Genomic DNA, 14176 nt, shown 5'->3' on the forward strand with positions numbered 1-14176 from the left:
TTCGCTGGTCGTCCCGGCGGGTAGCAACGCCGGTCACCAGCCGCCGACGGGGTGGCCGACCGGTGGGAGGGGTGAGCGCGGTGTCCGTGCTGCGCACCAAACCGATCCAGGACGTGATCGCCCAGAGCACCGCCGAGGAGGGCGAGCAGGGCCGGCGGCTACGCCGGAAGCTGGGCCCGTTCGACCTGATGGGCTTCGGCGTCGGCATCGTGATCGGTACCGGCATCTTCACCCTGACCGGCCTGGAGGCCCGCGACTCCGCCGGTCCCGCGGTGATCGTCTCGTTCGCCGTCGCCGGGGTGGTCGCCCTGCTCGCCGCGCTCTGCTACGCCGAACTCGCCTCCAGCGTGCCGACCGCCGGCAGCGCCTACACCTACGCGTACGCGACCATGGGCGAGGTGGTCGCCTGGATCATCGGGTGGGACCTGCTGCTGGAGTTCGCCCTCGGCGCGGCCGTGGTGGCCCGGGGCTGGTCCGGGTACCTCGCCGAACTGTTCGGCCTGCCCACCGCCTGGTTCGGCGAGGAGGGCAGCGTCGTCAACGTCGGCGCGATCGCCATCGTGGCGCTGCTCGGCCTGGTCGCCACCGTCGGCATCCAGCAGTCCGCCCGGATCACCAACGTCCTGGTCGTGGTCAAGGTGGCGATCTGCGTCTTCATCGTGGCCGCCGGGCTCTTCTTCATCACCGCCGACAATCTCACCCCGTTCGTCCCGCCGACGCAGGAGCCGCCCGCCGGCGAGTCCGGCCTGGCCCAGCCGCTGACCCAGGTGCTGTTCGGGCTGGAGCCGTCCGTCTTCGGGATCGCCGGGGTGCTCAGCGCGGCGGCGGTGGTCTTCTTCGCGTACACCGGGTTCGAGGCGGTGGCGAACCTCGGCGAGGAGACCCGCCGGCCCGGCCGGGACCTGCCGCTCGGGCTGCTCGGCACGCTGGGGCTCTCCGCCGTGCTCTACGTCGGGGTGTCGTTCGTGGTGGTCGGCATGGTGCCGTACACCGAGATCGACCGGGGCGCCCCGATCGCCGCCGCCTTCAACGCGGTCGGCGCCAACTGGGCCGGCGCGCTGGTGGCGATCGCCGCCGTGGCCGGTCTGACCAGCGTGATCCTGGTCCAGTTGGTGGCGATCGGCCGGATCGGGTACGCCATCGCCCGGGACGGCCTGATCCCGCCGAAGATCGGCGAGATCCACCCCCGCTGGGGCACCCCGTACCGGGTCACCCTGCTGATGACGGTGCTGGTGGCGCTGCTCGCCGGCTTCCTGCCGCTCTCCGCCCTGGCCGACCTGGTCAGCATCGGCGCGCTCTTCGCCTTCGTGATCGTCTCGGTCGCGGTGCCGCTGCTGCGCCGTACCCGGCCGGAGTTGAAGCGCCCGTTCCGGGTGCCCCTCTCCCCGGTCCTGCCGGTCGTCAGCGCGCTGGCCTGCGTGTACCTGATGCTGAACCTGTCGGTGGAGACCTGGCTGCGCTTCCTCGCCTGGCTGCTGCTCGGCGTGGTCATCTACGCCGCCTACGGCCACCGCCGCAACCGCCTGGCCCGCCGCTGACCCGCCCCTCCCGCCCGGCTCTGCCCCCGCCCATCCCGCTCCGGGTCACGGACGTCCGGCTTCCGCCCGGCTCCTGGTCGGCTTCCGCCCCGGCTCCCGGTCAGGCGAAGAAGCGGGCCAGGTGGGCGGGGGTGGGGCCGGGGGCGTCCGGCGGCAGCGGGGTCAGGTCGGCGAAGATGCTCGCGCCGTCGGAGCCGGCGTGCAGGGGGTACCAGCGCGGGGTCCCGGGTGGCCGCTGCACGCAGATCCCCTTGACCGTCTGCACGTCCAGCAGCCGGACGTGGGTCGGGTCGGCGACCGCGTTCACGTGCCCCCACCAGGGGCTCATCACGTGCAGGACACCACCCGGCCGCAGCACCCGGTGGCACTCGTCCACCAGCGGCAGGAAGTCGATCAGGTGCTCCAGGATGTGCACGGCGAAGAGCACGTCCACCGAGTCGTCGGCCAGCGGCAGGGAACCGGAGAGGTCGGCGACCGCGTCCACCCCGGGTGCGGGGAAGATGTCCAGCCCCAGGTTGCCCGGGTACTGCTTGGTGCCGCCGCAGCCCAGGTCGACCACGACCGGTTCCCGCCCGGCCACCCGGACCCGGCACCAGACCCCGAACACCCCGGCGAGCCGGCCCAGCCGGTCCCGTACCAGCCGCAGGTGGGTACCGTCGGGGACCTCGCCGGTCACGTGCGCCACCCCCCGGTCGAAGCGCACCCGTACCGCGAGGTCGCGGAGCCGGTCGTCGTGGGACACCTGGTCCGCCCACGCCTCGGCGAGGAACTCGTCGACCGCCCGCAGCCGCTCGGCCGAGGGCGGGGTATGGGTCAGCGCGACCATGGGCCACCTCCGGCCGGGCCGATACCCGCGATGTCGGGCGGTATGCCCCGTCGTCGGCGCATTCACCGGAACGGGCGGGGTGTAAGGAGGGGCCCCCTGTTAACGCATACGGTAGAGAAGGGAACCCTTCTCACCTCGACGTGTTAATAAGGGGCCCTTCCTTACACCAAGGGCGGGTGTGGGGGTCAGTGCTCGGTGACGTGGCCGGCGTCGACCCGGAGGCGTCGGGTGGTGTGCACCGCGTCCAGCATCCGGCGGTCGTGGGTGACCAGCAGGAGGGTGCCCGGGTACCCGGCCAGCGCCGACTCCAACTGCTCGATGGCCGGCAGGTCCAGGTGGTTGGTCGGCTCGTCGAGCACCAGCAGGTTCACCCCGTGCCCCTGGAGCAGGGCGAGGGCGGCCCGGGTCCGCTCGCCGGGGGAGAGGGTCGCCGCCGGCCGCAGCACGTGGTCGGCGCGCAGGCCGAACTTGGCCAGCAGGGTCCGCGCGTCCGCCGGCGACAGCTCCGGTACGGCCAGCCGGAACGTGTCCAGCAGCGGCTGGTCGCCGAGGAAGAGCTGCCGGGCCTGGTCCACCTCACCGACCACCACCCCGGGGCCGAGGGTGGCGTGGCCCCGCTCCAGCGGCAGCCGGCCCAGCAGCGCGCCGAGCAGCGTCGACTTGCCGGAGCCGTTCGCCCCGGTCACCGCCACCCGGTCCGCCCAGTCGATCTGGAGGTCCACCGGCCCGAGCACGAAGTCGCCCCGGCGGACCACCGCGTCGCGGAGGGTGGCCACCACGGCACCGGCGCGGGGCGCGGCGGCGATCTCCATCCGCAGTTCCCACTCCTTGCGCGGCTCCTCGACCGCCTCCAGCCGCTCGATCAGCCGTTCGGTCTGCCGGGCCTTCGCCGCCTGCTTCTCGCTCGACTCGGACCGGAACTTGCGGCCGATCTTGTCGTTGTCGGTGGCCTTGCGCCGGGCGTTGCGGACACCCTTCTCCATCCACGAGCGCTGGAGGCGGGCGCGCGCCTCCAGGTCGGCCTTCGTGTCGGCGTACTCCTCGTACTCGGCGCGGGCGTGCCGGCGGGCCACCTCCCGCTCCTCCAGGTACGCCGCGTACCCGCCGCCGAAGTGGTTGACCTGCTGCTGGTGCAGGTCCAGCTCCAGCACCCGGGTCACCGTGCGGGTGAGGAACTCCCGGTCGTGGCTGACCAGCACGGTGCCGGCCCGCAGCCCGGTGACGAACTGCTCCAGCCGTTCCAGCCCGGCCAGGTCCAGGTCGTTGGTGGGCTCGTCGAGCAGGAAGACGTCGTACCGGCTGAGCAGCAGCGAGGCGAGCCCGGCGCGGGCCGCCTGGCCGCCGGAGAGCCCGGTCATCGGGTGGTCCAGGTCGACGGTGAGGCCCAGGTCGGCGGCGACCTGCTCGGCCCGTTCGGCCAGGTCCGCGCCGCCGAGGGCGAGCCAGCGCTCCAGCGCGTCGGCGTACGTGTCGTCGGCGCCCGGGGCGCCCCCGGTCAGCGCCTCGGTGGCGGCGTCCAGCGCGGCCTGGGCCCCGGTCACCCCGGTCCGGCGGCCGAGGAAGTCGCGTACCGTCTCGTCGGCCCGCCGCTCCGGCTCCTGCGGCAGGTGCCCGACGGTGGCGGTGGGCGGGCTGAGTGAGATCGCCCCGGCCTCGACCGGCAGCAGACCGGCGAGGGTACGCAGCAGCGTCGACTTGCCGGCGCCGTTCACCCCGACCAGGCCGACCACGTCCCCGGGGGCGACCACCAGGTCGAGCCCGGAGAAGAGGAGCCGGTCGCCGTGCCCGGCGGCGAGATCCTTGACCACCAGCGTCGCGCTCATCAATGGTCGAGCCTAGCCCCGCCGGCCCCGCCGATTTCGGGCACCCGGCGCGCCCGGTGCGGCGGTACGAGGCAGACTCGCGGGAGTGGTGACCACTCTGGCGATCGACTGCGGTGGCGGCGGGATCAAGGCCTCGGTGCTGGACGCCGCCGGCACCATGCGGGCCCGCCCGCTGCGGGTGCCCACGCCGTACCCGCTGCCGCCCGCGCTGTTCGTGAAGACGCTGGTGGAGCTGGGGGCCCGGCTGCCGACGGCGGAGCGGGTGACCGTCGGGATGCCCGGCATGATCCGGCACGGCGTGGTGGTGGCGACCCCGCACTACGTGACCCGCGCCGGCCCCCGGAGCAAGGTCGACCCCGCGCTGCTCGCCGAGTGGTCCGGGTACGACGCCCGCGCGGCGCTCGCCGACGCCTTCGGGGTACCCGCGCTGGTCCTCAACGACGCCGAGGTGCACGGCGCCGGGGTGGTCGCGGGGACCGGCTGCGAGCTGGTGTTGACCCTGGGCACCGGGCTGGGCAGCGCGCTCTTCGACGGCGGGTCGCTCGCCCCGCACCTGGAGCTGTCCCACGCCCCGGTGCGCTGGGGCACCACCTACGACACGTACGTGGGCGAGCCGGAGCGCCGCCGCCTCGGTGACGGGTTCTGGTCCCGTCGGATCCGGCAGGTGGTGGAGGGGCTGCGCCCGGTGGTCCGCTGGGACCGCCTCTACCTGGGTGGCGGCAACTCCCGGCTGATCCGTCCCGAACAGCTCGCCCGGATGGGCGACGACGTGGTGGTGGTACCGAACACCGCCGGCATCGTCGGCGGCGTGCGCGCCTGGGACCTGGTCGCCGGCCGGTACGACCCGACCGGCTGACCGGGGTTCGGCGCAACTTCCATCCGGGGAACACTCGCGGTCCCGGCGATGTTGTGCCAGCGTCGGGGAAGTGGCGTGGCGACACCAGGAGGTGGGTCGGATGGACTTTCTGGCCGAGTACCGGCGGGCGACCATGTTCTTCGAGGCGGGCGACGCGGGGGGCGCGGCCCGGCTGCTGGAGCCGATCGTGGCGGCGGAGCCGGAGAACTCCTCGGTACGCCAGTTGCTGGCCCGGGCGTACTTCCAGTCCGCCCAGCTCAACCGGGCCGAGGAGCAGTTGCGGGAGCTGGTCGACCGTGACCCCAGCGACCACTACGCGCACCACGTGCTCGGGCGGACGCTGGAGCGGCTGAACCGGCCCGTCGACGCGCTGCGGCACCTGCGCATCGCGGCGGCGATGCACGGGACGAACACCGACTACACCACGGCGCTGCGCCGGGTCGAGTCGCGGGTCGGCGGCGGTGCCAACGGCTCTACGATGAGGCGGCACGCGAGCTGAGCGGAGGGGTGGCCGGGCGGTGAAGCTCAAGCTGGACCTGCACGACATCTTCAACAAGGGCCACGACATCGACCGGGCACTGCGCGGGATCATGGACGAGGCGGTGGCCAAGAAGGCCACCCTCGTCGAGATCATCCCAGGTAAGGGCTCGGGCCAGCTCAAGAAGCGGGTGCTGCGGTTCCTCGACCAGAAGGACGTCAAGCAGCTCTACCACCGGGTGGAGAAGGACTCGAAGAACTTCGGCCGCCTCTTCGTCCACTTCCGCTGGAAGTAGCGCCCCCGCCCGCCCGGGTACCGGAGGCGGTACCACCGTCGAGCGGTATACCTACCAGGAATAAATATGCCTGGTAGGTATACCGCTCGAATCGTCATGGTGCCCGGGACCGCATTATGCCCGGGACCGCCCCACGCCAGCGCGCGCCCGCACCCCGCAGCGGCCGGCTCACAGCTCGTAGGTGCGGGCCACCGCGACCACGTCCGAGCTGTGCGAGCCGACCACGCCCACCCCGCTCGGGCGGGGGCGGAAGCCTGGCAGGCCGGTGAGGCCGTCGCTGCTGTCCATCGCCCGCAGGCGTACCGGCTGACCCGGCTTCGGGGTGACGGTCATGGTGATCTCGACGCCCTCGGGCGGGGGCGCGTAGAAGACGACGCCGAAGTCCCACCGCTCGGTGACGCGGTCCAGGGTGACCGGCCGGCCGGCGACGGTCATCGCGCCGACGACGGCGCTGGTGGTGTCGACGTGCAGGCTGACCAGGCGGGCCTGGCGTTGCGGGGTGAGCCGCAGCCGCAGCGTCCGGTTGACCCCCTCGGTGGTCTCGCCCAGCACCGCCAGGGTCGGCGCGGGCAGGTCGGCGGCGGGGGCGGGGCCGGTCCGCAGGTCCCGCACGCCCAGCCCGGGGAGGTCGTCCACCCGTTCCACGGCACCGACGTACCCGGCGGTCCAGGGCTGCGGGTCGGTCTCGCGGCTGAGCCAGCGGGCCTGCCCGGTGCCGGCGTCCAGGGCGTACATCAGGTGGGTGGGGGCGGGGTGGGCGGCGTCGAAACGGTCGACGGCCAGGCCGAGCCCGGCGAGGACCACCGTCGCCATCGCGGCGGCGAGGGTGGGCAGCCCGCCGAGCCGGCGGGCCCGCAGGGCGACCAGCCCGCGCTGCCCGCCGGCCGCCGGGTGCAGCAGGTCCACCACGGGCAGCACGGCCAGCCCGAGCAGCACCGCGACCAGGGCGGCGACGCCACCCATCGCCATGCCCATCGCCGGGAAGAGCAGCACCACCGTGGGCAGCAGCACGGTCACCGCGACCGCCCCGGCCACGGTGACCGCGACCACCGGCCCCGGCCCGTCGATCCGGGTGCGCAGCGCGACCAGCCCGCCGACCGCGCCGGCCAGCGCGGGCAGGGTGAACAGGTACGCCCCGCCGGGGGCCAGCGCGGCGAGCAGCACCCCGAGCAGGGCCAGCCAGCCCAGCGCGCCGACGGCCAGCGCGGCCGGCCCGGCCCACCGGCGCAGCAGCGCGTACCAGCCGGTCAGCACCGTGGCGGCCAGCGCCAGCACGGCCAGCCGGTACCAGGTCGGCCGGTACGGGTCGAGCAGTTCGGCGTGTTCGGGGCGGATCGTGGTGACCCCCCACCAGAGCACCTGCGCGCCCAGCGGGGCGAGCACGATCGGCACCAGCCCGAGCCCGAAGCCGGCGACCAGCCGGCCGGTGCCGGCCCGGCCCCGGCGGCGGGTCAGCCAGCCCAGCGCGGCCACCGCCACCAGCGCGGCCAGCGCCAGCGGCCAGGTCAACCAGCCCGGGTACCGGACCAGCCCGCCCGGCACCGGGAAGTAGGTGGCGTCGTGCCCGGCGCGCAGCCCGGTCAGGTCGACCCGGCCGAACTCGCGGGCCAGGCCGAGGGTGTTGTCGCCGTGGTGCTGGAGGCTGCGCCGGTCCAGGCTGGCGGCGGTGTCCAGCGGGGTGTGGTAGATCGCCCCGCCGTCGATGTACGCCGCGTTCAGCCCGACGAAGTCGCGGCCCAGGAAGGCGGTGAAGTCGGTGTCGTTGGGCAGCGCCCGGTAGACCTCCACGGCGAACGAGGTGCCCACCGGGTGCGGCGCGGCCCGGCCGAAGACGTCCACCAGGGCGGCGTTGTCCCGGGACGTCTCGAACATGATCACCGGCCCGGTGGAGCCGCGCGCCTCCAGGTTGAGCACCACCCCGCCCTCGGCGGCCAGCGGATGGCCGCCGACGAACGCCGACGCACCGCAGAGGCAGGCCTCCTCGGCGTCGGTGAGCACGAAGACGACGTCGTTGCGCGGTCGCGGGCCGGCGGCCAGGGCGCGGGCCACCTCCAGGATGGTCGAGGTGCCGGCCGCGTTGTCGTTGCCGCCCGGCCCGGTCTGCACCGAGTCGTAGTGCGACACCAGGAAGACCCGGCCGGTCGGGTCGGTGCCGGGCAGCCGGGCCACCACGTTGCGGACCCGGGCCAGGGTCGCGCCGCCGGCCCCGCCGCTGAGCTGGCCGGCCTCCGGGGCGACCGTGTCCTGCACCTCGGTCTCCAGGCCCAGCCCGCGCAGGGTGCCCTCGACGTGCTGGCGGACCCGGTCGTTGGCCGGGCTGCCGACCGGGTGCGGCTCGGCCGCCACCACCTCGACGTGCTGGTACGCCCGGCCGGCGCTGAACTCGTCGGCCGGGGCGTCGACCGGCCGGGGCGCCGGGGTACGCAGGTCGAGCAGGCCGGCGGCGCCGACCGCGACGAGCGCGGCGAGGGCGAGCAGGGCGGCGAGTGGGCGGCGGCGGGGACGGGCCAGGGCCCGGTCCTCGGGGCGGGTGACGGGTACGCCCACGGGGTCTCCTCGGGGGTGGGGCCGGTGGTGCGCACCATCCTGCACGCTCAGCGGCCAGTGCGGACAGCCGCGGCGGCCGGAACCAGAGCGGAGTTCGACGGGCCGGAAAAAGCACCCCGTACCGTTGACGGTGGGGCCGGGCGCGCTCCCACCGCAGCGGAGGGCGGGAAGGGCACGCCGGTGCCGGCCTCGGCGTGTCGTGTGCGACCGTTGTCTAATACAGCATCGGCGAGGCACTCGGAAGGAGCCTGACATCAGCAGCGATCTCCCGCGCCTCGCGGCGGTGACCCGGCCGCACCGGGTCACCGGCCCGGCCGGACCCGCCGTCGTGCCGCGCCCCCTGCCGCAGGGCGGCCTCGGGCACCATCCCGGCCTTCCTCCGGGTGAACGGCTGCGCGTGCTGCTGGTCGAGGACGACGAGGGGGACGCCTTCCTCGTCGGTGAGCTGCTCGCCGAGACCAACTCGATGATCGACCTGCTGGTCGCCACCAGCCTCAGCGAGGCCCGGCAGCGGGTGATGGGCGTGGACTGCGTCCTGCTCGACCTGGGCCTGCCCGACGCGCAGGGGCTGGACGGGCTGCGCCAGGTGCTGGAGATGTCCAGCGGTGCCGCGGTCTGCGTGCTCACCGGCCGTACCGACGAGCACCTGGGCATCGTCGCGGTCGCCGAGGGCGCCCAGGACTACCTGGTCAAGGGGCAGGTCGACGGGGTGCTGCTGACCCGCGCCCTGCGGTACGCGGTGGAACGCAAGCGGGCCGACGAGAACGCCCGCCGGCTGCGCGAGGTGGAGCTGCGCCAGGCGGAGTCCGCCCGGCTGGAGCGCGGCCTGCTGCCCCAGCCGCTGATGTCCACCGACCAGATCGCGGTGCACACGTTCTACCGCCCCGGCCGGCACGCCGCCCTGATCGGCGGGGACTTCTACGACGTGGTGCAGACCCGGCCGGACCGGGTCGACCTGATCGTCGGCGACGTCTGCGGGCACGGCGTGGACGAGGCGGCCCTCGGGGTCGAGCTGCGGGTCGCCTGGCGGGCGCTGATCCTGGCCGGGGTGCCGGACGACGAGGTGCTGCCGGCGCTGGAGCAGGTGCTGATGAGCGAGCGCCGGTTGCAGGAGATCTTCGCCACCGTGGCGACCACCCGCCTGGACATCGACGCCAACCGGGCCACCGTCCGGCTGGCGGGTCATCCCCCGCCGCTGCTGCTCTCCGGGGGTAAGGTCGCGCCGGTGCCGGCACCGGGCGGTCTGCTGCTCGGCGTACGACCCCGCCGGCCCGTGGCCTTCGACCTGGAGTTCGACACCGATGACTGGTCCCTGCTGATGTACACCGACGGCCTGATCGAGGGGCGGGTGGGCGCCGGCGACGAGCGGCTCGACGTCCCCGGACTGACCGGGCTGCTCGACGAGCCGGCCAACCACGCGGTGCCGCTGCCCGAGCTGCCCGGCTGGCTGGTCGGCCGGGCGGAGCAGCTCAACGGCGGCCCGCTCGCCGACGACGTGGCCATGCTGCTGGTGAGCCGGGGGGACAGCCGGTGAGCACCTCGCGGACGAACGGCTGGACCCTGCGCCGCCGGGTGGTGGCCATGCTCACCGTGGTGGGCGTGCTGCTGGTCGCGCTGGCCGGGGCCGAGGCGGTGGTGGCCTCGCAGAACCGCCAGTACACCGACGCCGCGCTGACCGAGACCGGCCCGCTGCGGGTGCACGGGCAGGAGTTGCTCAGCGTCCTGCTGGACCAGGAGACCGGGGTCCGCGGGTACGCGGTCAGCGGCGACCGGACCGACCTCGCCCCGTACGACGAGGGGGTGCGCCAGGAACGGGAGATCGTCGCCACCATCAGCCGGCTGATCGACGACTACCCGGGCATCGCCCAGGAGCTGCGGCTGGTCGAGGAACGGGCCGAGCAGTGGCGGTCGACCGTGGCCGAGCCGGTGATCAACGCGACCACCGCCAACGGCCCGGCCGCCGGGCAGGCCCTCCTCAACGACCAGGCCCGGCAGCAGTTCGACGGCATCCGCAGCGCGATCGAGGCGCTCCAGGCCGAGATCCTCACCGCCCGGGACCGGGTCGTCAGCGAGATAGAGCGCACCGGTGACCTGCTGGTCCTGCTGCTGATCGTGGCGGCGGTGGTGGTCGTGCTGGCCGGTACGGTCCTGCTGCTCTCCCTGGAGAAGATGGTGGTCCGCCCGCTGACCTCGCTCGCCGGGCAGGTGCGCGAGGTGGCCGACGGCGACTACCGGCACCGGATCGCCGGGGAGGGGCCGCCGGAGTTCCTCGCCCTCGCCGAGGACGTCGACAGCATGCGGCAGAAGATCGCCCGGGAGCTGGACGAGGTCCGGGAGGCCCGGGAGCGGATCGAGTGGGTCAACAGCCAGCTCCAGAAGCAGGCCGAGGAGCTGGTCCGCTCCAACCGTGACCTGGAGCAGTTCGCCTACGTCGCCTCGCACGACCTGCAGGAGCCGCTGCGCAAGGTGGCCAGCTTCTGCCAACTGCTCCAGCGCCGGTACGCCGGCCAGCTCGACGAGCGCGCCGACCAGTACATCGCCTTCGCGGTGGACGGCGCCCAGCGGATGCAGCGCCTGATCAACGACCTGCTGGCCTTCTCCCGCATCGGGCGGCTCACCACCGGCTTCACCGACGTCGACCTGAACCGCGTGATGGCCGAGGTGGCCGGGCAGACCGAGGCGGGCCGGCAGTACGCCGACGCCGAGCTGACCTGGTCGGAGCTGCCGGTGATCCGGGGCGAGGAGCCGCTGCTGACCAACCTGCTGGTCAACCTGGTGAGCAACTCGGTGAAGTTCCGCCGCCCGGACGTGCCGCCGAAGGTGCACGTCTCGGCCCGGCTGGTCGACGGCGAGTGGGAGATCTCCTGCCAGGACAACGGCATCGGGATCGAGCCGGAGTTCGCCGACAAAATCTTCGTCATCTTCCAGCGGCTGCACTCCAAGGACGCCTACCCCGGCACCGGCATCGGGTTGGCTATCGTGAAGAAGATCGTGGAGTACCACGGTGGCCGGGTCTGGGTCGACACCGGCACCCCGGAGGGTACGGCGATCCGGTTCACCCTCCCGGCCCGGGACGAGGACGTCGAGGCCGCCCTGGCGGCGGAGGCGGCCGAGGACGCGGCGACCGGCGAGGACGCCGCCGGACCGGCGGCGGACGGCCCGGCCGACGCCGACGCGGACGCCGGGACCGGTGCCGCCCTCGACGACGACGGCGGGTCGGACCGGACCGGGCCGGCCGTGCGGCAGGCGAGACGGCAGGACACCCCGGACCCGGCCGGTGAGCCGGGCGGTGGTGGCACAGGCGGCACGAAGGAGACGGTGGGATGACCGCGCCGGCGGACGGCAAGAGCCCGATCGAGGTCCTGCTGGTCGAGGACGATCCGGGCGACGTCCTGATGACCCAGGAGGCGTTCGAGGAGCACAAGCTCCGCAACCGGTTGACCGTCGTCTCCGACGGGGCCGAGGCCCTGGCCTACCTCCGGCAGGAGGGCCGGTACGCCGACGTGGTGACCCCGGACCTGATCCTGCTCGACCTCAACCTGCCCCGCCGGGACGGCCGGGAGGTGCTGGAGGAGATCAAGAAGGACGAGCAGCTCTGCCGGATCCCGGTGGTGGTGCTCACCACCTCGCAGGCCGACGAGGACATCCTGCGCAGCTACCAGCTCCACGCCAACGCGTACGTGACCAAGCCGGTCGACTTCGAGCGGTTCATCTCGGTGGTACGGCAGATCGACGAGTTCTTCGTCAGCGTGGTGAAGTTGCCGCCGCGTGGCTGACACCCTCCTCGACGACGTCGCCGAGCTGCTCCGCGACACCGCCGCCGACATCGTCCTGCCGCTGTTCCGCAAGCTCGACGAGGCGGACATCACCGAGAAGGCCCCCGGCGAGCTGGTCACCGTCGCGGACCAGCGTGCCGAAGAGATGATCACCGCTGGGCTGCGCCGGCTGCGCCCCGGCTCCGTGGTGGTCGGCGAGGAGGCGGTCGCCGCCGACCCGGGCCTGCTGCGGCACCTGCGCGGCGGCGGGGACGTGTGGGTGGTCGACCCGATCGACGGTACCGCCAACTTCGCCGCCGGCCGGCGGCCGTTCGCCCTGATGGTGGCGCTGCTGACCGACGGCGAGCCGGTCGCCTCGTGGATCCTGGACCCGCTGGCCGGCACCCTCGCCACCGCGCGGGCCGGGGCGGGCACCCGGCTCGACGGCCACCGGGTCGAGCCACCCGTCGCGGGCACCGGTCCGGCCGCGCTGTGGGGCAGCGTCACCACCCGGTACCTGCCGGCGGCCACCCGGCAGCGGGTCGAGGCCGGCGCCACCCGGCTCGGCGGGCTGGTCCCCGGGCACCACTGCGCCGGCCGGGAATACCTGGACCTGCTCACCGGCCAGCGGCAGTACGTCCTGTTCTGGCGGACCATGCCGTGGGACCATGCGCCCGGTGCGTTGCTGCTCCGGGAGGCCGGTGGGGTGGCCGACCGCCTCGACGGCAGCGCCTACCACCCGGCCGAGGAGGGTCTGGGCCTGCTGATCGCGGCCTCTCCGCAGGTCTGGACCGAGGTCCACGACGCACTGCTCGGTGAGCTCGGCCACTAGCGCACCGCCCGCCCGTCGCCGACGGTGACGGTGGTGGGGCGCTGGGTCGAGATTTCGCGGACCGGGGGCGCGCGGTCCCGATCGGTGCCGCCCGGTCCGGTATCGTGACCGGCGGTCTTCGCCAGCAGGCCGCCGTCCGGCGCCGCTGGAGGCCGCCGCCGGCCGGGTCACCGGCGGCTGACGGAGGGACACTTTCGTGCCGAGGACGATGTTCATCCGGCGTCGTGGCCGCCGCCCGCTGGTCGCTTTGCTCGTCGCCGTGGCCGTGCTGCTCGGGGTCGGTGCGGTGCCGGCCCACGCCGAGCCGAACGAGGGCGGGACGAAGAAGCTGCGCGACGCCCTGGAGGCGACCGCGAAGGGGCACATCGAGGCCAAGAACAAGCTGGACGCCTCCAAGAAGCGGCAGAAGGCGCTCGCCAGCGAGCTGAAGACCATGGAGGAGCGCCTGGTCGGCCTCACCGAGCTGGTCGGCGAGGTGGCCGCGCAGTCGTACCGGCTGGGCCGGCTCACCGCCCCGGCGGTGCTGCTGAACGCCGACACCCCGGACGCCTTCCTGGACCGGGTCGCCGCGCTGGACGTGATGGCCCAGCGCGACGGCAAGCGGGTGCGCGACATGGTCCAGGCCCGCGACGAGGCGGACCAGGCCAAGAAGGCGATCGACGCCGAGATCCGGGAGCAGCAGAAGCAGGTCGCCACGATGGCGAAGAAGAAGAAGGAGGCCGAGCGGGCGCTCGCCGCGGTCAGCAACGGCAGCAGCGGCGGCTTCAGCGGCGGCAACTCCTCCTCGGCGCGCTCCGCCCCGCGCAACTCGGACGGCTCCTGGCCGTCGGAGTCCTGCTCGGTGAACGACCCGACCCCGGCGAACGGCTGCATCACCCCCCGGACGCTGAACATGCTCCAGCAGACCCAGGCGGCCGGGTACAAGCGGTACGCGTCGTGCTACCGCAGCGGCGGGTCGGGCGAGCACCCGAAGGGCCGGGCCTGTGACTTCTCCGCCGCCTCGGGCGGCTTCGAGGACCGTACGGCGACCGGCGGCGACAAGGCGTACGGCGACAGCCTGGCCGCCTGGCAGGTGCGCAACGCCAGCCGCCTCGGCATCCTCTACGTCATCTGGTACCGGCAGATCTGGCACCCCGGCACCGGCTGGCGGGCGTACAGCGGCAGCGGCAGTCCGGCCGCCGACCACACGAACCACGTTCACACCTCGATGTATTGACCCGGCCGGT

The 14176-nt window shown here is 73.9% G+C and carries 12 protein-coding genes; 9 read left to right on the forward strand and 3 right to left on the reverse strand.

Annotated elements, in window-relative coordinates; all coding sequences use genetic code 11:
* Positions 1-71: 71 nt before the first annotated feature.
* Entirely contained in the window at positions 72-1538 is a 1467-nt protein-coding gene (locus tag AWW66_RS11165) for an amino acid permease (protein ID WP_245648165.1), read from the forward strand.
* A gap of 100 nt (positions 1539-1638) precedes the next feature.
* On the opposite strand, the gene AWW66_RS11170 is transcribed toward AWW66_RS11165, so the two are convergent.
* Both AWW66_RS11170 and AWW66_RS11175 read right to left on the reverse strand, forming a co-directional pair.
* Complete coding sequence (locus tag AWW66_RS11170; protein ID WP_067363838.1) at positions 1639-2364, reverse strand: class I SAM-dependent methyltransferase; 726 nt, start codon at positions 2362-2364, stop codon at positions 1639-1641.
* Between the two features lie 185 nt (positions 2365-2549).
* On the reverse strand, positions 2550-4187 hold the full coding sequence (locus AWW66_RS11175; protein ID WP_067363841.1) for an ABC-F family ATP-binding cassette domain-containing protein: 1638 nt from the start codon (positions 4185-4187) through the stop codon (positions 2550-2552).
* An 85-nt stretch (positions 4188-4272) separates the two neighbouring features.
* Here AWW66_RS11175 and AWW66_RS11180 point away from each other — a divergent pair, with 85 nt between their 5' ends.
* The 3 genes from AWW66_RS11180 (at position 4273) to AWW66_RS11190 (ending at position 5816) form a co-directional block, all read left to right on the forward strand.
* Positions 4273-5043: an ROK family protein gene (locus AWW66_RS11180; RefSeq protein WP_067363844.1), complete on the forward strand. Its 771-nt coding sequence runs from the start codon at positions 4273-4275 to the stop codon at positions 5041-5043.
* Positions 5044-5143: 100 nt separating this feature from the next.
* Positions 5144-5542, forward strand: coding sequence for a tetratricopeptide repeat protein (locus tag AWW66_RS11185; RefSeq protein WP_067363847.1), 399 nt, complete (start codon positions 5144-5146; stop codon positions 5540-5542).
* 19 nt (positions 5543-5561) lie between these two features.
* Positions 5562-5816, forward strand: coding sequence for a Smr/MutS family protein (locus tag AWW66_RS11190; RefSeq protein WP_013736060.1), 255 nt, complete (start codon positions 5562-5564; stop codon positions 5814-5816).
* Between the two features lie 168 nt (positions 5817-5984).
* Here AWW66_RS11190 and AWW66_RS11195 read toward each other — a convergent pair whose 3' ends face one another.
* On the reverse strand, positions 5985-8363 hold the full coding sequence (locus AWW66_RS11195; RefSeq protein WP_067363850.1) for a M28 family peptidase: 2379 nt from the start codon (positions 8361-8363) through the stop codon (positions 5985-5987).
* 283 nt (positions 8364-8646) lie between these two features.
* Between AWW66_RS11195 and AWW66_RS11200 the strand changes: the two genes are divergently transcribed.
* The 5 genes from AWW66_RS11200 to AWW66_RS11220 all read left to right on the forward strand — a co-directional run bounded on the left by AWW66_RS11200 (position 8647) and on the right by AWW66_RS11220 (position 14166).
* Positions 8647-9897 (forward strand): PP2C family protein-serine/threonine phosphatase, encoded by a 1251-nt coding sequence (locus AWW66_RS11200; protein ID WP_245648177.1) that lies wholly within the window; start codon positions 8647-8649, stop codon positions 9895-9897.
* Between the two features lie 47 nt (positions 9898-9944).
* On the forward strand, positions 9945-11690 hold the full coding sequence (locus AWW66_RS11205; protein WP_067363922.1) for a sensor histidine kinase: 1746 nt from the start codon (positions 9945-9947) through the stop codon (positions 11688-11690).
* Entirely contained in the window at positions 11687-12139 is a 453-nt protein-coding gene (locus tag AWW66_RS11210; RefSeq protein ID WP_067363853.1) for a response regulator, read from the forward strand. Before AWW66_RS11205 ends, AWW66_RS11210 begins: the two co-directional genes overlap by 4 nt.
* Entirely contained in the window at positions 12132-12950 is an 819-nt protein-coding gene (locus AWW66_RS11215) for an inositol monophosphatase family protein (protein WP_067363857.1), read from the forward strand. The genes AWW66_RS11210 and AWW66_RS11215 overlap by 8 nt, the downstream gene beginning before the upstream one ends.
* A gap of 208 nt (positions 12951-13158) precedes the next feature.
* The gene (locus AWW66_RS11220; protein ID WP_067363860.1) at positions 13159-14166 is read left to right on the forward strand and encodes a coiled-coil domain-containing protein; all 1008 of its coding nucleotides are present in this window, start codon (positions 13159-13161) and stop codon (positions 14164-14166) included.
* Positions 14167-14176 lie beyond the last annotated feature (10 nt).

Origin of the sequence: Micromonospora rosaria (assembly GCF_001567585.1) — a bacterium.
In the GTDB taxonomy this organism is placed as follows: Bacteria; Actinomycetota; Actinomycetes; order Mycobacteriales; family Micromonosporaceae; genus Micromonospora; species Micromonospora rosaria.